The sequence below is a fragment of the Methylorubrum rhodinum genome (assembly GCF_014199935.1).
Classification (GTDB): domain Bacteria; phylum Pseudomonadota; class Alphaproteobacteria; order Rhizobiales; family Beijerinckiaceae; genus Methylobacterium; species Methylobacterium rhodinum.
On sequence record NZ_JACHOP010000002.1, the window covers coordinates 259,348 to 280,423 of the forward strand.

Below are 21,076 nucleotides of genomic sequence, written 5' to 3' on the forward strand. Positions count from 1 at the left end.
CTGATGCGCACCATCCCCGCCGCCCTCGCCGCCCGGCTCGAAGGCGGTGCCACCACCCTGTGCCGCTGCTGGGCGCTGCACCGCCGCGACGGCGTCAGCTTCGGCTTCACCGACCACGACCGCGATCTCACCTTCGGCGGCCTCACCTACGAGGCCCGCACCGGGCTGGAGGCGGCCGAGGCCTCCGCCGAACTCGGCTTCGCCGTCGGCGGCGGCGAAGTGGCCGGCGCGCTGACCTCGACCGGCCTCACCGAGGTCGACGTGGCCGCCGGCCTCTACGACGGGGCCGGCATCGAGACCTGGCTGGTCGATTGGACGTTGCCCGACGCCCGCCTGCTCCTCGACGTCGCGAGCCTCGGCGAGCTGCGCCGGGCCGGCGGGGCGTTCGTCGCGGAGTTGCGCGGGCTGATGCACCGCCTCGACGTGCCGACCGGCCGCACCTTCCGGGCGACCTGCGACGCCGATCTCGGTGACGCGCGCTGCGGAATCGACCTGACCGATCCGCGCTACCGCACCACCGGCACGGTGCTCGCCGTGCCGGAGCCCGGCCGCATCGCCGTCACGCTCGCGGGCAGCTTCGCCCCCGGCTGGTTCGGGGGCGGACGCCTCGCCTGGACGAGCGGCGCCAACACGGGAGGCACCGCCGATCTTCGCGGCGAGAGCCGCGACGGCGCGAGCCTCGTCCTCGACCTGTGGGAGCCGCCGCCCCGGCCGGCGATGCCGGGCGATGGCCTTCGGCTCACGGCGGGCTGCGACAAGCGGCTGGCCACCTGCCGCGACCGCTTCGCCAACGCCCTCAACTTTCAGGGCTTCCCGCACATGCCGGGCAACGACTTCGTGCTGCGCGGCGTCGAGGGCGGTGCGGCCCGCCTCGACGGCGCCAGCCTGTTCCGATGAGGAGGCGGCGATGGAACCCCCGTTGGCGGACAGGATCGTGGCGGAGGCCCGCAGCTGGGCCGGCACACCCTACCGGCATCAGGCCTCGCTGAAGGGCGTGGGCTGCGACTGCCTCGGGCTGCTGCGCGGCGTGTGGCGCGGCGTGCTCGGGCCCGAGCCGGAGGAGGCGCCGCCCTATGCCGCCTCCTGGGCCGAATCCGCCGCGGGCGACGACCCCCTGGCGGAGGCGGCCCGCCGCCATCTCGTGCCGGTGCCGACACCGCTGCCGGCCTACGTCCCGCAGGCCGGCGACGTGCTGCTCTTCGCTTTCCGCGCCCATTTGCCGGCAAAGCACTGCGCCATCGCCACCGGTCCGGCGGCGATGATCCACGCCCATGACGGCGCGGCGGTGACCGAAGTCGCTGTCACGCCGTGGTGGCGCCGCCACCTCGTCTACGCCTTCCGCTTTCCAGACGCCGATTGATCCGACGCAAACCGCTTCCGGTTGATTGCTTCGGTGCCCGACGCATTCCCTCGCCCCGCCGTGCGGGGAGAGGGCTTCGGCGACCCTGTCGTCGCCGAAGCGAGGCGGCAGCCGAAGGTGAGGGGGCGGTTCAGGACGAGTCTCTTCCGGAATCGCCCCCTCACCGCCGCTCCGGCTTCGCCTCCGCTACCCGCAGGCACGACAGGGTGCCCGCGGGCCTCTCCCCGCGTGCGGGGAGAGGGGGACCCGGCGGCGCCTGGAAATACCGAAAAATGCTTACACGCCGCACGGAGGACCCGCCATGACGACGATCGTCCTTCAGACGGCCGGCGAGGCGGTCGGCAGCGCGCTCGGCGGGCCCATCGGCGGGATGATCGGCCGCGTCGTCGGCGCGGCGGGCGGCGCCGCGCTCGACAATGCCCTGTTCGGCGGGGCCAGCGGCGCCCGCCTCATCGAGGGGCCGCGCCTCACCGATGTCGCCGGGCTCACCTCGACCGAAGGCGCGCCGGTGCCGCGGGTCTACGGCCGGGTGCGCATCGGCGGCACGCTGATCTGGGCGACGCGCCCGCTCGAGGTCGCCAACACCACGGTGGAACGCTCGCGCTCCGGCGCCAAGGGCGGCGGGGGCGGGAGCAAGACCGTGCGCACCGCCTACAGCTACTTCGCCGACCTCGCAGTCGGCCTCTGCGCGGGCGAGATCGCTCTCGTGCGCCGCATCTGGGCCGATGGAACCGAGCTCGACCTGACGACGCTGAACTATCGCATCCACACCGGCAGCGCGTCGCAGGCCCCTGACCCGCTCATCGTCGCCAAGGAGGGGCCTGAGAACGCGCCGGCCTATCGCGGCCTCGCCTACGTGGTGTTGGAGGGCCTGCCGCTCGCCGCGTTCGGCAACCGCATCCCGCAATTCGCCTTCGAGGTGATCCGCCCGGTCGAGGGGCTGGCGCAGCAGGTCCGCGCCGTCTGCCTGATCCCCGGCTCGACCGAGTTCGGGCTCGATCCGCTGCCCGTCAGCGAGGATGCGGGCTTCGGCGCGACGAAGCCCGCCAACCGCTTCCAGTTCCAGGGCGCGAGCGACGTGCTCGCCTCCCTCGACGCGCTGCAGGCGCTCTGCCCGAACCTCGTGCGGGTCTCGGTGGTGGCGAGCTGGTTCGGCGACGACCTGCGCGTCGGTCACTGCACCGTGACGCCGCGGGTCGATTCCGCCGCCAAGGCGACCAAGGGCGCGGACTGGGCGGTCGCCGGCCGCACGCGGGCCAGCGCCACCGCCGTCTCGCGCTCCGGCGACGTGGCGGCCTATGGCGGCACGCCCGCCGACGCCGGCCTGACCCGCCTCGTGGCCGAACTGACCCGCCGTGGGCTGGCCACCGTGCTCTACCCGTTCGTGATGATGGACGTGGCGGCGGGCAACACCCTGCCGGACCCGCGCAATCCGTCCGGCACGCAGCCGCCTTACCCCTGGCGCGGGCGCATCACCTGCGATCCCGCCCCCGGCCTGCCCGGCAGCCCCGACGGGACGCAAGGCGCGGCCGATCAGGTCGCCGCCTTCTTCGACGGGCCACAGGGCTACCGGGCGATGATCCTGCACTATGCGGGCCTCGCCGCCGGCTGGGCCGCGGCGGGCACGCCGCTCGCCGGCTTCATCCTCGGCAGCGAGTTCGCGAGCCTCACCCGCGTGCGCGGGGCGAACGGCCTGTATCCGGCGGTCGAACGGTTCCGCACGCTCGCGGGCGAGGTCCGCGCGCTTCTCGGCCCAAGCGCCGCCCTCGTCTACGCCGCCGACTGGACCGAGTACGGCGCCCATGTCCGCGAGGGCGGCGCCTCCGTGCGCTTCCCCCTCGATCCGCTCTTCGCCGATCCGGCGATCAGCGCGGTCGGCATCGACTACTACCCGCCGATCTCCGACTGGCGCGACGGCACCGGCCACCGGGACGCCGCGGAGGCCGGAAGCGTCTACGACCGCGCCTATCTCAAGAACCGCCTCGGCGCGGGCGAAGCGTTCGACTGGTTCTATGCCAGCCCTGAGGATCGCTCCGCGCAGGTGCGCACGTCGATCACCGACGGCGCCTATGGCAAGCCGTGGATCTACCGGGCCAAGGATCTGGTCGCGTGGTGGTCGAACCCGCATGTCGAGCGGGCGAACGGCGTCGAGACCGGCCCGACCGCCTGGGTGCCGAAATCGAAGCCGATCTGGCTCACCGAGATCGGGGTTCCGGCGGTCGATCGCGGCACCAACGGCCCGAACGTCTTCCCCGACCCGAAATCCTCGGAGAACGCCGCGCCGCCCTTCTCCCGCGGCCTCCGCGACGACCTGATCCAGACCCGCGGCCTGGAAGCGATTCTTTCGCGGTTCGACCCAACTGCACCGAACTTCGAGCCGGCTCACAATCCGGTCTCACCGCTCTATGGCGGCCGGATGATCGCGCCCGAGGACGTGTTCGTCTGGGCCTGGGACGCGCGGCCGTTTCCCGCCTTCCCGGATTTCCGCAGCGTTTGGTCGGACGCCGAGAACTGGGCGCTCGGTCACTGGATCACGGGACGCATCGAGGGGCTCGACCTCGAGCGACTGGTCGCCGCGATCCTGGCCGATCTCGGCATCGACGCGCCGGCCGCGATCGAGGCCGCCGGCTTCCTCGACGGCTACGTCCTCGACCGGCCGCTCTCGGCCCGCGAGGCTTTGGAGCCCCTCGCCCGGCTCTACGGCCTCGACGTCTCGGTCTCCGCCGGCACCCTGCGGATCGGCGGGCCCGAAGGCCGGCCGCCCGTGACCATCGCGGCGGACGACCTCGTCCTGGCCGAGCGCGACGACGCCCCGCTTCGGCTCGTGCGGGCCGAGGAGAGCGCGCTGCCCCGCGCCGTCGAGATCGGCTTCTCCGACGGCGAGAGCGCGGAATACCGCCGCGCGTCCGCTGCCGCCCAGCGCCCCGGCGTCGCCCGGCGTCGGGAGGTCCGCGTCGAGGCGGCGGTCGTGACGCGGCGCGACGCGGCCCAGGATCTCGCCGAGGCGCTGCTCGACGCGAGCCTCGCCGGGCGCGAGACCGCGGCCTTGGCCCTGAGCCCGCGCCGGCTCGACCTGGAGCCCGGCGACCGCCTGCGCCTGCCCGGCGGCGCCCTGCACCGGATCGCCCGCATCGACGATTCGCCGGAAGGCCGCCGGTTCGAGACGCAAGGCGTGCCGGCCGCGGGCCGCGATGCCCGCCCCGCCCGCACGGCCGCCCCGCCTGCGCGGACGCCGCCTTCCCTGCCCGGCCCGGTCTTCGCCCGCGCCCTCGACCTGCCGGTGACGCGGGGCGAGCCGGCCCCGCTCTCCTACCTCGCGGTCGCCGCCGGGCCCTGGCCCGGCGCGGTCGCGGTCTGGCGCTCGGCCGGGGAGGGGGCGCCGTTCGCGCTCCACCGCCTCGTCGATCATCCGGCCTGCCTCGGGCAGACCCTTTCGGTGCTGCCGCCCGGCCCGCTCTGGCGGTTCGACCGCAACACCCGGCTCGACGTGAGACTGCGCCACGCGGAAGGCTTCGGTGCGGTCACGGAGCCGGCGGCGTTCTCGGGCGCCAACCTGTTCGCCCTGCTGGGACCGGACGGCATGGCCGAAATCCTCTCGGCGGCCGGTGCGACGCTGACCGGGCCGGACACGTGGCGGCTGACGACGCTGCTGCGCGGGCTCGCCGGCAGCGAGGCCGCCGCAGACCGTGCGGTGCCTGCGGGCAGCCTGATCGTGCGGCTCGACGACGGCGCGGTCGTGCCCCTGGTCGAGCGCCTGGACGAGGCCGGACGCCGCTTCCTCTACCGGATCGGGCCGGCCGACCGCGACCCGGCCGATCCGGCCTTCGTCGGCCTGGAGGCGACAGCGAGCCTCATCGCCTTCGTCCCCTTGAGACCCGTCCACCTGCGGGCGCGGCGGGAGGCCGGCGGCCTGCGGCTGAGCTGGACCCGCCGGGCCCGGCGCGACGCCGATGCCTGGGAGTCGGCGGACGTGCCGCTCGACGAAGCGTCCGAGGCTTACGCCGTCGACATTCTCGGACCCGACGGCGCGCTCCGGCGCAGCCTCACCGCCACCGGCCCGAGCCTGCTCTACGCGCAGGAGACGGCCGATTTCGGCGGCCCCGTCACCGAGATCGACCTCGCGGTGGCGCAGGTCGGCACCGTCGGCGGGCGCGGTCCCGCGTGCCGGGCGCGGGTGAGCGTGCGGACCTGATCCCTCGCCTGATCCCTGGCCTGATCCTTCACGGAGCCGACCCATGGCCGACACCACCCCGAGCCTCGCCCTGCCGCTGATCGCGGGCGGGCAGGCGCAGAAGCACGTCACCCACAACGAGGCGCTGGCGCTCCTCGACGCCCTGGTCCAGCTCGCGGTGATCGACCGGGATCTGGCCGTCCCGCCCGCCAACCCGGCGGAGGGCGACCGCTACATCGTCGCCGCCAACCCGTCGGGCGCCTGGGCCGGCTGGGCCGGGCGCATCGCCCGCTATCAGGACGGGGCGTGGCTCTCGCTGGTGCCGCATCCGGGCTGGCTCGCCTTCGTCGCCGACGAGGCGGAGATCCACGCGTATGCCGGCGGTGCCTGGGTTCCGTTCCGCTCCACCATCACGGCGCTCCAGAGCCTGACGCGCCTGGGGCTCGGCACCGCGGCCGACGCCCAGAACCCGTTCGCGGCCAAGCTCAACAAGGCGCTCTGGACCGCGCTCACCACGAGCGAGGGCGGCGACGGGCATCTGCGCTACACCCTCAACAAGCAGGCGGCGGGCAACGTGCTGTCGCTCCTGCTGCAATCGGGGTTTTCCGGCCGCGCCGAGATCGGGCTCGTCGGCGGCGACAACCTCAGCCTGCGCGTGAGCCCGGACGGCGGCACGTGGACCAACGTGTTCACCGTGGAGCGCACCACCGGCGCGGCGACCTTCGACAAGGGGGTCCTGCGGGAGGAACTCGCGGTCTTCACCGCCTCGGGCACGTGGACGAAGCCCGACTGGGCCCGCACCGTCACGGTCACCGCCATGGGCGGCGGCGGCGGAGGCGGCGGCGCCCGCCGCGGCGCGGCCGGCACGGTCCGCAACGGCGGCGGCGGGGGTGGGGCCGGGGCGCTCAACAGCGAGACCTTCTCGGCCGCCGAGATCGGCGCGACGCTGACCGTGACGGTCGGGGCGGGCGGCGCCGGCGCGCCCGCCATCACCGTGGACGACACCGGCGGCGTGGCCGGCACGGCGGGCGGCGCCAGCATCGTCAACGACGGATCGGCCTACGACCTCGTGCGCGCCTTCGGCGGCGGGGCGGGCGGCGGCGGCACCAACAGCGTGGCGGGCGGCGGCGGCACCGCGGGCGGCGGCGTGTCCCTCGAAGCCGTCGGCGCGGGCGGTGCGGGCGGAAGCAACGGGGCCCTCGGCGCGAGCGGCACGACGAGCCTGCGCGGCTCGGGCGGTGGCGGCTCGGGCGGCGGCCTCACCGCGGCCAACGTCGCCTCCACCGGCCGCAACGCGGGGGCCGGCTACGCCGTCGGCAACGGGCGCGATTCCAACGGCGGCGTTCTCGGCGCGGTCGGGGCCAACGGCACCGCGGGCCAGAGCAAGCGCTGGATCCGCGGTGCGGCCGGCGGCGGCGGCGGCGGCGGGGCCGGCGCGGCGGACGGCTCGAGCGGCGGCGGCAACGGTGGCGCGGCCGGCCTTCCCGGCGGGGGTGGGGGCGGAGCCGGCGCCGCGCTCAACGGCATGCCGACCGGCGCCGGCGGCAATGGCGGGCGCGGCGAGGTCTGGATCCTCGCCCGCGGCTGACGCCCGGCCCGCCCCATCCCTTCCACTGGAACTTCGGGAGATTCCGCCATGGACCTCAGCCCCATCGGCCGCGCCGTGCTCATCGACCGCGAAGGGCGCCGCCTCGAAGCCTACCGCGACAGCGTCGGCATCTGGACGATCGGCGTCGGCCACACCGCCGCCGCCGGTCCGCCGCTGCCGCGGGCGGGCCTGCGCCTCACGGCGGCCGAGTGCGACGCGATCTTCGCCCGCGACGTCGCCCGCTTCGTCCGCACCGTCGCCCAGGCGCTGCCCGAGCCGCTGCCGCAGCACGCCTTCGACGCGCTGGTCTCGCTTGCCTTCAACATCGGCCCGGCGGCCTTCCTGCGCTCCACCGTCCTGCGCCGCCTGCGTGCCGGCGACCGGGAGGGCGCCGCCGACGCCATGCTGATGTGGAACCGCCCCGCCGTGCTGATCCCGCGGCGTCAGGCCGAATTCGACCAGTTCCGCACCTCCTACGAGACCGCCCTGCCGCGGGCGCGACGCGGCGATCCGCAGCCGGTCGCCGCGCCCGTCGTGCCGCCTCCGGTCCGGCCGGCTGCGCCCGCCGAGACGCCGCCGGCTGCCATGCCGACGCCCGGCTGGCTCGCCCGCCTGCGGGCGTGGCTCGGCGCCGGCCGCTGACACCCGCTTCCCCCTCATGAAAAGGATCACTCCCCCATGACCGTGACCGAACCCGCCCCGCTTCCCTCCGCCATGGGCCTGCGGGGGATGCTGCTCGCCTGCGCCCTCCTGCTCGTCGCACCCGAGACCTGCACCCCGGCCCACGCCACGGACGCCGCCGCGATCGTGCTGCCGTGGGGGGACGGGCTCGTCGCGCTCGCTCAGGCGCTCACCGCGCTGACGACGCCGGTGCTCGCGGCCATCGTCGCCGCGGGGATCGCCCGCGTCGCCGGTCCCTTGCGCCTTCTCGTCACAGACGCCCTGGTCGAGCGGCTCGTGCGCAACGCCACCGACTACGCCCTCAACGCGGTCTCCGGCGCGGTCAGGGGACGCACCCTGACGGTCTCCCTCGGCTCGGCGGTGATCGCGCGGGCGGTGCAGCGGGCGCTCGACGAGGCGCCGGGCTGGCTGATCCGCGCGGCGGGCGGCGGCGAGGGCGTCGCCGCCAAGGTGTTTCGCGCCCTGCCGCTGGAGGCGGAGGCGACCGCCGCCAACACGCTGCGCCCCGCCCTGGAGCGCGTCCTGGACCCGACTGGAATCCGGCCGCCGGCCTGAGCCCGCGGGCGGGCCGCCGACGCGCCCGCCCCGACAGCCGCTCCGGAGCCGAGCCGTGGACAAGATCGCCATCGAAGCCGCCCGCCTGCTGTTCTCCGACGGCGGCGCCGGCTGGATCGTTTCGGTGCTGCTCGGCCTCGCCTGCCTGCATCTCTACCGCGACGGCCTGCGCACCCTGGAGGCACGCATCGAGGAGACCGGCGCCACGGCCGCCGCCCTGGAGCGGGCCTCGCAGACCAACGCCGCGGTGGCCGCCGCCCTGGAGAGCCGCACCCGTGTGCTGGAGGACCTCACCCGGCTCTCCGGCGAGATCGCCCGTGAGGTCGAGCGCAGCGACGCCCGTGCCCGCGAGAAGCTCGAAGAAATCCTCCGGCGCCTGGGCGAACTCCAGCACCGCCCGCGGGCATGACCGAAGCGCTTTCCGACGAAGTGGACACCGGTTCGTCGAAAGAAAGCGCGTCAAGACAAAGATCCGGCGAATCAGGGGAAGCCTCATGTGTCCAAGCCTGTCCCGGATGGGCGCCGCTTGGCGCCCCGCCAGCGCCCGGCGCCGCAGCCGGGCCGCCACCGGCCGCCTGGAGGCCGCGCTCCGCGGCTTCGAGCGCTCGATCGTGGCGCTCCGCACCGCCGCTCTCGACCATGTCGACAGCCAGGATCTGGCGAGCCTGACCCTGCGCGCCCTCCTCGACCGCCGCTCCGGGCGGGAAAGGACGGCGTGAGCCCCGCCGGGGAACCGCCGCTGCGGCCCGGGCTTATCCGGCACCGAACCTCGCCCGCGACCATGGCATTCGACCGGAAATCCGCCGCCAGTCTTCCCGGCAATCCTGCCCGTCGGTGGCGCGTCCCGAACATTCAGGACGCATTCAGTGCACCGGCGCGAATGTCCTTGCCGATGCGCCAAGCTTTCGCCCTGTTGATCGTCGTCTCGACCGCCGCGGTTCTCGCGGCGGGCGCGGTCGGCCCCCTCGCCGAGGAGACCGGCGCCCTCGCGCCGGTCCCCGCATTGCGAGAGCCGATGAACCGCGGCGACGATTGCCTGTCGCCCGCCGACCTGCGCGAGGCGGTGGCCGAGAAGCGCGTGGTGCCGCCGATCGCCGCGATCCGCGCGGCCCGCCAGGCGATTCCCCGGGCCGAGATCCAGCGCGCCCGCCTGTGCCGCCACGATGCCGGGCTCGTCTACCTGCTCACCGCTCTGCGCCGGGACGGGCAGTTCGTCCAGGTGATGGTCGACGGCCAGTCGGGGCAGGTCAGCGGGCAGTGGTAGACCCGTGCATGAGGATTTAAAGACATCGTCGTAGAGATCGTATTCGCGACGACGATTCCGATGATCGAGGAGTGACCGACCGTGCGTCTGCTCGTGGTCGAGGACGACCGTGACATCAACCGACAGGTGGTGACCGCGCTGGAGGAGGCCGGCTACGTCGCCGACAAGGCGTTCGACGGCGAGGAGGGCGGCTATCTCGGCGAGAACGAGCCCTACGACGCCATCATCCTCGACATGGGCCTGCCCAAGGCCGACGGCGTCACCGTCCTGCAGAACTGGCGCCGGGCCGGGGTGAAGACGCCGGTCATCATCCTCACCGCCCGCGACCGCTGGTCCGACAAGGTCGACGGCTTCGACGCGGGTGCCGACGACTACGTCACCAAGCCCTTCCACATGGAAGAGCTGATGGCCCGCGTGCGCGCCATCCTTCGCCGCGCGGCGGGGCATGCCAGCAGTCAGATCGCCTGCGGCCCCGTCACCCTCGACACCCGCTCCGGCCGCGTCTTCGTCGACGGCAACCCGGTCAAGCTGACGAGCCACGAATACCGCCTGCTCTCCTACCTGATGCACCACACCGGCCGCGTCGTCTCCCGCGCCGAACTCACCGAGCACCTCTACGACCAAGATTTCGACCGCGATTCCAACACCATCGAGGTGTTCGTCGGGCGCCTGCGGAAGAAGCTCGCAGTGGATCTGATCCAGACCGTGCGGGGGCTGGGATATCTGGTCGATCCGAACCAGCCGGGGGGGAAGGGTTGAGCGGCGGGCGGCGCGATGACCCGGAGGGCGGTGCCAGCCGTCTCAGCCGTTTCTTCTCCGGCTTGGGCGCCTTGGCTTCGATTTGGCCGCCACCGGAATCGTCCGATCTGCCTTATCCGCATCGCGATGAGGCCAACGCCTTGCTCGCCGACGGCTGGAAAGTCGGAGAGGACATGCGCGTCGTGTTCGAGCGTGGACGGCCTCAGGCCGGGACGGAAATAGCTTGACGGCTTGGCAAGCGGAGCCAGACGATCCGAGAAGCTTTGGTCGTCACCGACCGCCTCTTTTGAAGCAGGCCCGAGCCCGGTTTCGAAGAGCGCCTTCGGGATAAGCGTCCGAGCTGTTCGATCGTGTGAAATTCTGTTGGGGTAGCGAGCGGTTATTCGCCATCCGCTCCTTTTTGTCCTGGGCAGTCACGATGGCATCCGCCCCTCCCGACCTTCAAGGCGTACGTATTCGACTTCGCCAGCCGATTTCTGATGACATCGAGACGCGCTGGTCGATCGGACAACACAAGGACATTGTCGAAGGGTACGGTGGCACGTTCGATCCTGATGCTCCCTTCTCGCGCTCGGGGGCCGAGCAGGCGATCCGGTTCATCCGTGATCAGCCCTGCGCCTGGGTCATCGATGCGGGCCGCTTCATCGGGCATGTGCGATTCCATGGGCATGTGCCGCAGGATCGGCGCGCCAACCTTGCGATCGGCATCGACGACCCGGCTTTCCTCGGCCGAGGCTATGGGACCGAGGCGATCCGGTTGGCATTGGGACACGTCTTCGGAAGCGGGCTGCATCGTGTGTCGCTGCGCGTGCTCGCGACCAACACGCGTGCCATAGCCTGCTATCGCAAGTGCGGCTTCATCGACGAGGGGCGGGAAAGAGAGGCGGCGCTGATCGATGGCCGTTGGTACGACGACGTCGTCATGGGACTGCTCGCCAGGGAGTTCTATGCCGGACACGACAATCCGAACCGGCTAAGCTGATGGGCTTTCGATCTCAGACACCGTCCCGATGACCGACCGCCTCGCCTGGCTCCCCCTGCGTCGCCGCTCCATCGCGGTCCGGCTCGCGGTCTCCTCGTTTCTGTCGAGCACCGCGATCCTCGTCATCGCGGCCTTCATCCTCACCACGCTGTATCGCGAGAACACCGAGCGCGCCTTCGACAGTCGCCTCCTCGTCTTCGCCAACAACCTCGCCACCGACCTCGTCTCGCCGAACGATCCCGAGACGCGCTCGTTCTCGCTCGGCGATCCGCGCTTCGACCTGCCGCTGTCGGGCTGGTACTGGCAGGTCGGGCGGCCGGACGCGAAGCCGCGGGACCTGCGCACCTCGCGTTCCCTGGTCGGCGTGCCGCTCAAAGGCCCCGATCAGGCCGGCACCGCGACGATCGGCCAGATCCGCCAGGGCTACGGCCGCGGCCAGGACGACCGGACGCTGCGCATCGTCGAGCGCGACGTCGATGTCGGGCAGGAGGGGCGCTACACCGTGCGGGTCGCCGGGCCCGCCGACGAGATCGTGAACGACGTCGAGCGCTTCCGCTTCTCGCTGTTCATGACCTTCGGCCTGCTCGGTTTCTCGCTCGCGGCGACCGCGCTCCTGCAGATCCGCTTCGGCCTCGCGCCGCTGCGGGCCCTGCGCACGGCGCTCGGCACCATCCGCCGCGGCGAGGCCGACCGGATCGACGGGCAGTATCCGCGCGACATCGCGCCGCTCGCGGGCGAGATCAACCTGTTGATCGAGACCAACCGCGAGATCCTGGAGCGCGCCCGCACCCAGGTCGGCAACCTCGCGCATGCGCTCAAGACCCCGCTCTCGATCATCGTCAACGAGGTCGGCTCGAGCGAGGCCCCGCCGGAGCTCTCGGAAAAAATCCGCGAGCAGGCCGCGGTGATGCGCGATCAGGTGAACTACCATCTCGACCGGGCCCGCGCCGCCGCGCTCGCCGGCACGCTCGGCGCCTCGACCGAGGTCGAGCCGGCGCTCGCCGGTCTCGTGCGCACCTTCGGAAAAATCTACCGCGACAAGGACATCGCCTACGAGGTCCACGTGCCGCCGGGCCTGCGCTTCCGCGGCGAGAAGCAGGATTTCGAGGAGATGATCGGCAACCTCGTCGACAACGCCTCGAAATGGGCCCAAGGGCGCGTCTCGATCTCGGCGGCGCCCGTCGGCGCGGACGATTATCCCCACCTCATCGTCGCGGTGGAGGACGACGGTCCCGGCCTGCCCGAGGAGGACCGCGCGGCGGTGCTCAAGCGCGGGCGGCGCCTCGACGAGACCAAGCCGGGCTCGGGCCTGGGCCTCTCCATCGTCGCGGATCTGGCCGCGCTCTATCGCGGCCGCTTCCGCCTGGAGGCCGCGGGCCTCGGGGGCCTGCGCGCGGTGATCGAGGTGCCCGGCGACGGGCCCGCCGGGGCGGGACAGCGCTGAAGCGTGATCCAAGGCCAAGGTTACGCCGGGCCCCGCCTATGCTAAGGCGCATGCCTCGCTTCGCGTGACGACGTGTCGCCCGAGGGCGCAGTCGTGCGGGCTCCGCTCGGGCACTACACGGGGCCGAGTGATCTCTCGGGGGCCAATGACGGCGATCTGGTTCATTCTGGCGGCCATGACCGCGGCAGCCGTGTTCGCGCTGCTCTGGCCGATGTCGCGCCGCCGCCGTCAGGAGGCGGCGGAAGCGGAGCTGTCGACCGAGGCCGGCTTCTACGAGGACCAGCTCGCCGAGATCGAGCGCGACCTCGCCCGCGGGCTGATCGCGCCCGCCGAGGCCGAGGCCGCCCGCACGGAAGCCGCCCGCCGGCTGCTGCGGGCGAGCCGCGAGGAGAGCGCGGCGAAATCCGCCGTTGCGCCTTTGGCCGAGCCGCACCTGCGCCAGCGCCGCGCGGCCTCCGCCTTCGCGCTCTCGACGATCCCGCTGGTCGCCCTCGTGGTCTACGGCCTCTACGGCTCGCCGAACCTCCCCTCGCAGACCGAGGCCGACCGCAGCGCCAGCCGGGCCGGGGCGCAGGACATGATGACCGCCATCGGCCAGATCGAGGCGCGGCTCGCCAGCCACCCCGACGACGTCCGCGGCTGGAGCGTGCTCGCCCCCGTCTACATGCGGCTCGGGCGCTACGACGACGCGGCCCGCGCCTACGCGGCGGTGGTGCGCCTCAAGGGCGAGGACGCCTCCGCCCTGTCCGACTGGGGCGAGGCCCTGGTGGTCGCGGCCGAGGGCGCGGTCTCGCCGGAGGCCCGCAAGGTGCTGAACCGGGCCGCCGCCGCCGATCCGAAGGCCCCGAAGGCCCAGTTCTATCTCGCTCGCGGCGACGAGCAGTCCGGCGACGTGGCCGGCGCGATCCGCCGTCTCTCCGGGCTCGCCGAGGGCGCCCCCGCCGACGCGCCCTGGCTTCCCACAGTGCGCGACACGCTGGCCCGCCTCAAGGGTGAGACCGCCCCGGCGGCCACCGCTGAGGGCGGCCCCAAGCCCGAGGCGCCCGCGGGCGGCGCGGCATCCGGTGGCTCCTCCGTCGCGGGGCCTGCGGCCAACATCCAGGCGCTGCCGCCCTCCGAGCGGATCGACGCGATCCGCGGCATGGTCGAGGGGCTGGAGCGGCGCTTGGCCAAGCAGGGCGGCACCGCCGACGAGTGGCTGCGCCTCGTGCGCTCCCACGCGGTGCTCGGCGAGCGCGACAAGGCCCTCGACGCGCTACGCCGCGCGCACGAGGCGCTGAAGGGCGACGAGCCGGGCCGCGCCCGCCTCGACGCCCAGGCGCGCGAACTCGGCCTCGCCGAGGGCAAGCCGGGCGGATCGGCCGAGGCGACGCCCGATGCCAAGCCGGAGGCCGGTGCCTCGGAGGCGAAGCCCGCGGGCGGCATGGAATCCGACGCCGCCGCCAACGCCATCCGGACGATGCCGCCCGCCGAGCGCGAGGCGGCGATCCGCGGCATGGTCGCGACCCTCGACCGGCGGCTGGCGGCCAAGGGCGGCAGCCCCGACGAGTGGATGCGGCTCGTGCGCTCCTACGGCGTGCTCGGTGACCGCGCCGCCGCGGTCCAGGCGCTCGACCGGGCCAGGATGGCGCTCGCCGCCAACCCCGGCGCGGTGGAGCGGCTCGACGCGCTGGGCCGGGAACTCGACCTCGCCACGAAGCCGTGACGCGCTTTCCGACGAAGTGGATGCCGGTTCGTCGAAAGAAGGCGCGTCGAACCGAGGACCGGGGATGGCCTCTGACAATCGGTCCCGCCCGCGCAACCTTGACCCGAAGGGCGTGGGGGCCGAAACCGTTGTAGAGAACGAGTCTAAAAGACGTCAGGCCGCCTTCCGCGCGTCGCGCGACGGACGAGAACGCGCCGACGAACAGGGACGGACCCTTTGACCCGCAAGAGCCGCCGCCTCATCCTCATCGCCTGCTGCGGGGCCGTGCTGGCCCTGGCGCTGGGGCTGATCCTGTCGGCGATGACCGGCTCGATCGTGTTCTTCCGCTCCCCCGCGGAGGTCGCCGCCAACGCCGTGGCGCCGGGCACCCGCTTCCGCCTCGGCGGCCTCGTGACGGAAGGCTCGCTCAAGCGCGGCCCCGACCAGAACGTCGAGTTCTCGGTGACGGACACCGGCGCGACGGTTCCGGTGCAGTATCGTGGCCAGCTGCCGGACCTCTTTCGCGAGGGCCAGGGCATCGTCGCCGAGGGCAAGCTCGATGTCGGCGGCGTGTTCCGCGCCGACACGGTGCTGGCCAAGCACGACGAGAACTACATGCCCCGCGAGGTCGCCGACGCCCTCAAGGCGCAGGGGCGCTGGCAGGAGGGCGAGGGCAAGGCGGCACCCAAGGACGCTGCCAAGGAACCTCCGAAGCCGGCGGCCGACGCAACCCTCGGCCAGCGCAGCGAGCGTTGAGAGCCATGACCACCAACCGGTTTGACACCGCGCGGGAGAGCCATTCGTGATCGTCGAACTCGGCCATTACGCCCTGGCGCTCGCGCTGGCCCTGTCCCTCGTCCAGGCGGTGATGCCGGCCTGGGCCGCCCGCTCGGGCGATGCGGCGCTCCGCGAGGTCGCGGTGCCGGCAGCACTCGGCACCTTCGCCTGCCTGCTGTTCGCGTTCTGCGCGCTCACCTACGCGCACGTGATGTCGGACTTCTCGGTCCAGAACGTCGTCGAGAACTCGCACACCGCCAAGCCCCTGATCTACAAGATCTCCGGCGTGTGGGGGAACCACGAGGGCTCGATGCTGCTCTGGGTGCTGATCCTCGCCCTGTTCGGGGCCTGGGTCGCCACCGCGAAGAACTCGGTGCCGCCGGTCCTGCGCACCAACACCCTGATGGTGCAGGCCTCGATCACCTTCGTGTTCGTGCTGTTCATCATCATGACCTCGAACCCGTTCAGCCGCGTGGCGCCGGCGCCGCTGGAGGGCAACGATCTCAACCCGCTGCTCCAGGATCTCGGCCTCGCGATCCATCCGCCGCTGCTCTATCTCGGCTATGTCGGCTTCTCGATCACCTTCGCCTTCGCGGTCGCCGCGCTGATCGAGGGGCGCATCGACGCCGTCTGGGCGCGGGCCGTGCGGCCCTGGACGCTGATTGCCTGGAGCTTCCTGACGCTCGGCATCGCCATGGGCTCGTACTGGGCCTATTACGAGCTCGGCTGGGGCGGCTGGTGGTTCTGGGACCCGGTCGAGAACGCCTCGCTGATGCCGTGGATCGCCGGCACGGCGCTGCTGCATTCCACCGTCGTGATGGAGAAGCGCGACGCGCTGAAGGTCTGGACGGTGCTGCTCGCCATCCTGACCTTCTCGCTCTCGCTGGTCGGCACCTTCATCGTCCGCTCGGGGCTGCTCACTTCGGTCCACAGCTTCGCGTCCGACCCGAGCCGCGGCGTGTTCATCCTCGGCATCCTCGCGCTCTTCATCGGCGGCTCGCTCAGCCTGTTCGCGTGGCGCGCGCCGACCTTACGCCAGGGCGGCCTGTTCGCGCCGATCTCCCGCGAGGGCGCGCTGGTGATGAACAACCTGTTCCTGGTCGCGGCCTGTGCGACCGTGTTCGTCGGCACGCTCTACCCGCTGCTCCTGGAGATGCTGACCGGAGACAAGATCTCGGTCGGGCCGCCCTTCTTCAACTGGACCTTCATTCCGCTGGCGTTGCCGCTGCTGTTCATCGTCCCCTTCGGGCAGGGTCTCGCCTGGAAGCGCGGTGACGCGGCGGCGGCCGCCCAGCGCCTGATCGCCGCCTTCGCGGTGGCCCTCGTCGTCGGCCTCGCGGCCGCCGCGCTGACCTGGGGCGGCCCGGTCATGGCCCCGGTCGGCGTCGGCATCGGCGCCTACCTGATCGTCGGATCGGCGCTGGAAATCTGGGCCCGCGCGCGCGGCACCAGCCAGAGCCGCAGCCGCGACCTCGGCACCACCTGGCGCCGCGCCGTCGGCCTGCCGCGCTCGGCCTGGGGTACGGCTTTGGCGCATGCCGGCGTCGGCGTCGCGGTGCTCGGCATCGCAGCCCAAGGCTGGGCCACGGAGGGCCTCGGCACCATCCGCCCCGGCGGGCAGGTGACGGCCGGCCCCTACACCGCCACCCTCGACCGGGTCGGCCCGAAGAAGGGCGAGAACTACGAGGAGACCGCCGCCTTCCTGACGCTACGCAACAAGGCGGGCGATTTCGTCGGCACGGTCGAGACCGGCAAACGCTTCTACCCCTCCCGCCGGATGACGGTGACCGAGGCCGGCCTGAAGACGGTGGGGATGAGCCAGATCTACGCCAGCGTCGGCGAGGTGATGCCCGACGGCTCGATCGGCCTGCGGCTCTACCACAAGCCGTTCATCCTGCTGATCTGGATCGGCGCGCTGATCATGGCCGCGGGCGGCGGCCTGTCGCTCACCGACCGGCGCATGCGCGTCGGCGCCCCGGTCAAGGCCCGGGCCAAGCTGCCGCCCTCCGCGGTGCCGGCGGAGTGAGTCCGATGCGAGTTTTGCTGGCACCGAACGTGCCGACGGGCGTCCCCTCCTCCTTGCGGGGAGGGGTTCGGGGTGGGGGTGGTGCAGGAGGCACCGCTTCGCTCCATCCTGCACCACCCCCACCTCCTACCTCCTCCCCGCAAGGGGGAGGAGAGAGCGCGCGTCGGTGGCGGAGCCTCATCGGAAGCCTCGCGCTGCTCTTGACGCTGGCCGGCCCCGTCCTGGCGGTGCAGCCGGACGAGGTGCTGAAGGACCCGGGCCTGGAGGCGCGGGCGCGCGTCATCTCGGAGGGGCTGCGCTGCCTCGTCTGCCAGAACCAGTCGATCGACGATTCCGACGCGCCGCTCGCCAAGGATCTGCGCCTGCTCGTGCGCGAACGCCTCAAGGAGGGCGATTCCAACCATCAGGTCGTCGATTACGTGGTGGCCCGCTACGGCGAGTTCGTGCTGCTGCGGCCGACCTTCGGCTGGCACACGCTGCTGCTGTGGCTAAGCCCGCTGCTGGCGGTCGGGCTGGGCGCCGTCGGCATCTGGCGCCTGTCGCGCCGCCGCGCGCCGAAGGCGGAAGGGCTGTCCGCGGCCGAGGCCGCGGAGGTCGAGGCGCTGCTCAAGCGGCGCTGAGGGCGCGCCCTGCTTTCGCCCGATCAGGCGGGCAGGGAGGGGGCTCGAAGTCACTCCGCTCAAGCCCCGATCCGAGCGCCATGCCGATCGCCGCACCCCTTCGCCGCCTCCTCCTCGCGACAGCGGCCCTCGCCCTGCCCGCCGCGGCGCAGGCCCATCCCCATGTCTGGGTCACGGCCAAGGCCGAGGTCGCCTACGACGGCGGGCGCGTGGCCGGCATCCGCCACACGTGGCGCTTCGATGCGTCCTACTCGGCCTTCGTGACGCAGGGCCTCGACACCAACGGCGACGGCAAGCTCTCGCCGGAAGAGCTGCAGGGCCTCGCCACCGAGAACACCACGAATCTGGCCGAGTTCGCCTACTTCACCAAGCTCAAGGTCGCCGGGCGCGATCAGGCCTTCGCCGATCCGCGCGAGGCCCGCATGAACATGGACGGCGACCGCCTCACCCTGAGCTTCCTGCTGCCGCTCAAGGCGCCCGCGACGCAGGGCAAGGGCGTGGCGGCGCTCGAGGTCTACGATCCGACCTACTTCGTCTCCTTCAGCCTCGCCGAGGGCGCCGACGCCGTGCGCCTGCCCGGCGCGGCGGCCGGCTGCACCACCACCGTGACGCGGCCGAAGAACGCCGAGCCGGCGGTCGCGGAGGCCGGTAAGTCGATGAGCGAGGCGATGTTCGAAGCACTCACCTCGGCCTCGAATTACGGCGAGCAATTCGCCAACCGGGCGATCGTCGCATGTCCCTGACGGCGGCGCTCGCCCCGAAGGCGCGAGCGGCGAGCCGGCTCCCGTTGCGCCTCGCGCTCGCCGCCGGGGCGGTGCTCGCCGCAGCCGGCCTCCTCGCTGCGCTCGCCTGGATCGTCGGGCCGGTCGCGGCCCCGCCGCCGCGCTCGCCCTTCGGCATCGGCTTTCGCGAGGCCGCGCCTGCTGCAACCGGGCTCGGCGGCTGGCTGCTCGCCGTCCAATCCAATTTCTCGCGCAACCTGCAGGGCGCGGTCACGGCGCTGAAGGCGGGGGGCGGCTGGTGGCCGCTCGTCGCCATGGGCTTCGCCTACGGCGTCTTCCACGCCGCCGGGCCCGGCCACGGCAAGGCGGTGATTGCCGGCTACATCGTGGCGGGCGAGCGATCTTTACGCCGCGGTTTCTCGCTGAGCGCGGCGGCGGCGCTGCTCCAGGCGTGCGTCGCCATCGCCATCGTCTGCGTCGGCGCGCTGATCCTCAAGGCGACCGCGGGCGGCATGACGCGGGCCGGCACGCTGATCGAGACCGTCAGCTTCGCCCTCGTCGCGCTGCTCGGCGCCGCGGTGACGTGGCGCCAGGCCGGGCGGCTCGCGGCGCTCGCCACCGATACGCCGGCGGCCGCCTGCGCCCCCGGCTGCGGCCACACCCACCTCACCGACGCCGCGGCCCTCGACCGGCTGGGCCACTGGCGCGAGCGGGCCGGCGTGGTGCTCGCCGCCGGCAGCCGGCCCTGCGCCGGGGCGGTGCTGATCCTCGTCTTCGCGGCGAGCCAGGGCCTGCTGTGGGCCGGCATCGCCGCGACCCTCGCCATGGCTCTGGGCACCGCGCTCACCACCGGGGTATTGGCGAGCCTCGCGGTCTTCGCCAAGGCGCTGGCGCTCCGCCTCGCGGGCGGGCGCGGGCAAGCCGGGGCGCTGGCGGTCGGCGGGCTCGAACTCCTGGCCGCGGCCTTCGTGCTGGTGCTCGGCCTCGCCCTCGTCGCCGGGATCGCCGCGAGCGTCGGCGGCTGAACGTCCTCTCGCCAAGCGGTGCGGAGCCGTGGCAGGCTGCGCTTCCCGATTGGAGGAGAGCCCCCGCGTGAACGCACCCGGCGATGCCCTCGACGCCTTCGCGCCGATCCTGCACTGGCGCTTGCTGAAGGGCTCGCACGCCTTTCCGGGGCCGGACGGGGGCACCTGCATCAACGAGGCGGCGATCGTCGCGGCGGGCCTGCCCTACCGGACGATCCGGGCGACCGAGGATTGCCCGCCCTGCTTCTCGCAGCCCCTCGCGGCCTATGCGCTCGGCCTCAACGACGCGATGCCCGAGGCCGAGCGGCAGGGGCTGATGGCCTTCGTGCTGCGCCTCTCGGGCTCGGCCGATACGCCGGAGATCGAGGCGGCCCGCACGCAATTCCTCGCCGTCGAGAGCGTGCGCCGCATCCTGCCGCCGCTGCTCGACCGGGCCGGACTGCCTGCGCTCGCCGCCCGCTGCGAGACCGCGCCCGATGCCGAGGCCGCGCTCCTGGCGGCGAGGACCGCGGAAGGGCAGGGCGGGGCGCTCTCCCACGCCGCTGCGGGCCGGCGCGCCTGGGTGATCGGGGCGCACGCCTCGGCGGTCGCCCGCACCGCGACGGCGGCGATCCGGGCGTTTGCCGATCCGCGCTGCGCCGCGGAGGTGGCGGAGGGCGCCGCCCCCTTCGCGGACGGCATCTGGGGAAGCGCGCTCGGCATCCTCGACGGGGCGCTCGGCATCGGCCGGCAGGCCCCGTCGATCGATTGGGTCGACGCCCGCGACCGCTTGGAGCGCGCTCGCGCTCAGGCATAGGCGCGCGGGCGCGGCTCCTCGGCGAGGTCGATCTCCATCGACTCGCAGTTGGCGAGCCAGCGCCCGGTCAGGTGGTAGAAGAAGGTGCAGTGGCCCACCACCCCGATGGTCCGCTCCGGCCGGGCCCGCAGCCACGCGCGGAAACCCGCGACGCGCTCGTCGAACACCTCCCGCGGCTCGACGTGCCAGCCTTCGGGGCCGACGGCGCCGTGCGCGTACCACCACGTCTCGGGCAGGTGATCGACCCGGAAATCCGGGAACTCGCGGGCCAGTACGGAGGCCGCGCGGCCGATGTCGCAGCTGCTCTCCTGGCACTCGCGATGGAGCACCTCGACCAGCACCTGGGGCTTGGCCGGGTGATCGGAAAAGATGCCCGCGGTGGTCTGGAGCGCGCGGGTCAGCGGCGAGGTCACGACGAGCTCGAACGGCACGTCGCGTAAGCGATTGCGGGCGGCGGCGACCTGGGCGTGGCCGCGCTCGGACAGGCGGGCATCGATATGGCCGGGATCGCGCCCCGTCGCCTCGTGATGGGCGTTGAAGGTCGATTCGCCGTGGCGGATGCAGAGGATGCGGGTCGTGGACATGAGCGCGATGTAGGCGGGACGCCTCCGCGCACCACCCG

The 21,076-nt window shown here is 73.1% G+C and carries 20 protein-coding genes; 19 read left to right on the forward strand and 1 reads right to left on the reverse strand.

Going from position 1 to position 21,076, the window contains the following annotated elements; all coding sequences use genetic code 11:
- Positions 1-3: 3 nt before the first annotated feature.
- From HNR00_RS03540 to HNR00_RS03630, 19 genes are all read left to right on the forward strand, one after another.
- Entirely contained in the window at positions 4-897 is an 894-nt protein-coding gene (locus HNR00_RS03540) for a phage/gene transfer agent baseplate hub protein (protein ID WP_183564982.1), read from the forward strand.
- A 10-nt stretch (positions 898-907) separates the two neighbouring features.
- Positions 908-1,360 carry an NlpC/P60 family protein gene (locus tag HNR00_RS03545; protein ID WP_183564985.1) on the forward strand — a complete coding sequence of 151 codons (453 nt, stop codon included), beginning with the start codon at positions 908-910 and terminating at the stop codon, positions 1,358-1,360.
- A 301-nt stretch (positions 1,361-1,661) separates the two neighbouring features.
- The gene (locus tag HNR00_RS03550; RefSeq protein WP_183564988.1) at positions 1,662-5,552 is read left to right on the forward strand and encodes a baseplate multidomain protein megatron; all 3,891 of its coding nucleotides are present in this window, start codon (positions 1,662-1,664) and stop codon (positions 5,550-5,552) included.
- Between the two features lie 43 nt (positions 5,553-5,595).
- Positions 5,596-7,119 (forward strand): DUF2793 domain-containing protein, encoded by a 1,524-nt coding sequence (locus HNR00_RS25760; protein WP_281383223.1) that lies wholly within the window; start codon positions 5,596-5,598, stop codon positions 7,117-7,119.
- A 48-nt stretch (positions 7,120-7,167) separates the two neighbouring features.
- Positions 7,168-7,761 (forward strand): lysozyme, encoded by a 594-nt coding sequence (locus HNR00_RS03560; protein ID WP_183564991.1) that lies wholly within the window; start codon positions 7,168-7,170, stop codon positions 7,759-7,761.
- A gap of 36 nt (positions 7,762-7,797) precedes the next feature.
- Entirely contained in the window at positions 7,798-8,355 is a 558-nt protein-coding gene (locus HNR00_RS03565) for a hypothetical protein (RefSeq protein ID WP_183564995.1), read from the forward strand.
- Between the two features lie 55 nt (positions 8,356-8,410).
- Positions 8,411-8,764 carry a hypothetical protein gene (locus tag HNR00_RS03570; RefSeq protein ID WP_183564999.1) on the forward strand — a complete coding sequence of 118 codons (354 nt, stop codon included), beginning with the start codon at positions 8,411-8,413 and terminating at the stop codon, positions 8,762-8,764.
- Positions 8,765-8,849: 85 nt separating this feature from the next.
- On the forward strand, positions 8,850-9,074 hold the full coding sequence (locus HNR00_RS03575) for a hypothetical protein (RefSeq protein ID WP_183565002.1): 225 nt from the start codon (positions 8,850-8,852) through the stop codon (positions 9,072-9,074).
- A 173-nt stretch (positions 9,075-9,247) separates the two neighbouring features.
- Positions 9,248-9,619: a PepSY domain-containing protein gene (locus HNR00_RS03580; RefSeq protein WP_183565005.1), complete on the forward strand. Its 372-nt coding sequence runs from the start codon at positions 9,248-9,250 to the stop codon at positions 9,617-9,619.
- 81 nt (positions 9,620-9,700) lie between these two features.
- Positions 9,701-10,378 (forward strand): response regulator transcription factor, encoded by a 678-nt coding sequence (locus HNR00_RS03585; protein ID WP_091943659.1) that lies wholly within the window; start codon positions 9,701-9,703, stop codon positions 10,376-10,378.
- A gap of 418 nt (positions 10,379-10,796) precedes the next feature.
- A complete protein-coding gene (locus HNR00_RS03590; RefSeq protein ID WP_183565009.1) occupies positions 10,797-11,360 on the forward strand; it encodes a GNAT family N-acetyltransferase in 564 nt (187 codons plus the stop codon).
- A 28-nt stretch (positions 11,361-11,388) separates the two neighbouring features.
- Positions 11,389-12,804, forward strand: a complete 1,416-nt coding sequence (locus HNR00_RS03595) for an ATP-binding protein (protein ID WP_183565012.1) — start codon at positions 11,389-11,391, stop codon at positions 12,802-12,804.
- A gap of 145 nt (positions 12,805-12,949) precedes the next feature.
- Positions 12,950-14,509: a c-type cytochrome biogenesis protein CcmI gene (gene ccmI, locus HNR00_RS03600; protein ID WP_183565015.1), complete on the forward strand. Its 1,560-nt coding sequence runs from the start codon at positions 12,950-12,952 to the stop codon at positions 14,507-14,509.
- A gap of 216 nt (positions 14,510-14,725) precedes the next feature.
- Positions 14,726-15,244 (forward strand): cytochrome c maturation protein CcmE, encoded by a 519-nt coding sequence (gene ccmE, locus HNR00_RS03605; protein WP_183565018.1) that lies wholly within the window; start codon positions 14,726-14,728, stop codon positions 15,242-15,244.
- A gap of 46 nt (positions 15,245-15,290) precedes the next feature.
- Positions 15,291-17,291 carry a heme lyase CcmF/NrfE family subunit gene (locus HNR00_RS03610; RefSeq protein ID WP_183565021.1) on the forward strand — a complete coding sequence of 667 codons (2,001 nt, stop codon included), beginning with the start codon at positions 15,291-15,293 and terminating at the stop codon, positions 17,289-17,291.
- A gap of 200 nt (positions 17,292-17,491) precedes the next feature.
- On the forward strand, positions 17,492-17,911 hold the full coding sequence (locus HNR00_RS03615; RefSeq protein ID WP_246390235.1) for a cytochrome c-type biogenesis protein: 420 nt from the start codon (positions 17,492-17,494) through the stop codon (positions 17,909-17,911).
- Positions 17,912-17,991: 80 nt separating this feature from the next.
- The gene (locus HNR00_RS03620; protein ID WP_183565024.1) at positions 17,992-18,654 is read left to right on the forward strand and encodes a DUF1007 family protein; all 663 of its coding nucleotides are present in this window, start codon (positions 17,992-17,994) and stop codon (positions 18,652-18,654) included.
- Entirely contained in the window at positions 18,645-19,658 is a 1,014-nt protein-coding gene (locus tag HNR00_RS03625) for a nickel/cobalt transporter (RefSeq protein WP_183565027.1), read from the forward strand. Before HNR00_RS03620 ends, HNR00_RS03625 begins: the two co-directional genes overlap by 10 nt.
- A gap of 67 nt (positions 19,659-19,725) precedes the next feature.
- Positions 19,726-20,454 (forward strand): hypothetical protein, encoded by a 729-nt coding sequence (locus HNR00_RS03630; protein WP_183565030.1) that lies wholly within the window; start codon positions 19,726-19,728, stop codon positions 20,452-20,454.
- Here the strand turns inward: HNR00_RS03630 and HNR00_RS03635 are convergent.
- Positions 20,445-21,038, reverse strand: a complete 594-nt coding sequence (locus HNR00_RS03635; protein ID WP_183565033.1) for a histidine phosphatase family protein — start codon at positions 21,036-21,038, stop codon at positions 20,445-20,447. The genes HNR00_RS03630 and HNR00_RS03635 overlap by 10 nt on opposite strands.
- Positions 21,039-21,076 lie beyond the last annotated feature (38 nt).

Excerpts from the sequence above, each read along its gene's own strand:
- HNR00_RS03540 (WP_183564982.1), top strand. The coding sequence starts at position 4 with ATGCGCACCATCCCCGCCGCCCTCGCCGCCCGGCTCGAAGGCGGTGCC.
- HNR00_RS03545 (WP_183564985.1), top strand. The coding sequence starts at position 908 with ATGGAACCCCCGTTGGCGGACAGGATCGTGGCGGAGGCCCGCAGCTGG.
- HNR00_RS03550 (WP_183564988.1), top strand. The coding sequence starts at position 1,662 with ATGACGACGATCGTCCTTCAGACGGCCGGCGAGGCGGTCGGCAGCGCG.
- HNR00_RS25760 (WP_281383223.1), top strand. The coding sequence starts at position 5,596 with ATGGCCGACACCACCCCGAGCCTCGCCCTGCCGCTGATCGCGGGCGGG.
- HNR00_RS03560 (WP_183564991.1), top strand. The coding sequence starts at position 7,168 with ATGGACCTCAGCCCCATCGGCCGCGCCGTGCTCATCGACCGCGAAGGG.
- HNR00_RS03565 (WP_183564995.1), top strand. The coding sequence starts at position 7,798 with ATGACCGTGACCGAACCCGCCCCGCTTCCCTCCGCCATGGGCCTGCGG.
- HNR00_RS03575 (WP_183565002.1), top strand. The coding sequence starts at position 8,850 with ATGTGTCCAAGCCTGTCCCGGATGGGCGCCGCTTGGCGCCCCGCCAGC.
- HNR00_RS03580 (WP_183565005.1), top strand. The coding sequence starts at position 9,248 with ATGCGCCAAGCTTTCGCCCTGTTGATCGTCGTCTCGACCGCCGCGGTT.
- HNR00_RS03590 (WP_183565009.1), top strand. The coding sequence starts at position 10,797 with ATGGCATCCGCCCCTCCCGACCTTCAAGGCGTACGTATTCGACTTCGC.
- HNR00_RS03595 (WP_183565012.1), top strand. The coding sequence starts at position 11,389 with ATGACCGACCGCCTCGCCTGGCTCCCCCTGCGTCGCCGCTCCATCGCG.
- ccmI (WP_183565015.1), top strand. The coding sequence starts at position 12,950 with ATGACGGCGATCTGGTTCATTCTGGCGGCCATGACCGCGGCAGCCGTG.
- HNR00_RS03620 (WP_183565024.1), top strand. The coding sequence starts at position 17,992 with ATGCCGATCGCCGCACCCCTTCGCCGCCTCCTCCTCGCGACAGCGGCC.
- HNR00_RS03625 (WP_183565027.1), top strand. The coding sequence starts at position 18,645 with ATGTCCCTGACGGCGGCGCTCGCCCCGAAGGCGCGAGCGGCGAGCCGG.
- HNR00_RS03635 (WP_183565033.1), bottom strand. The coding sequence starts at position 21,038 with ATGTCCACGACCCGCATCCTCTGCATCCGCCACGGCGAATCGACCTTC.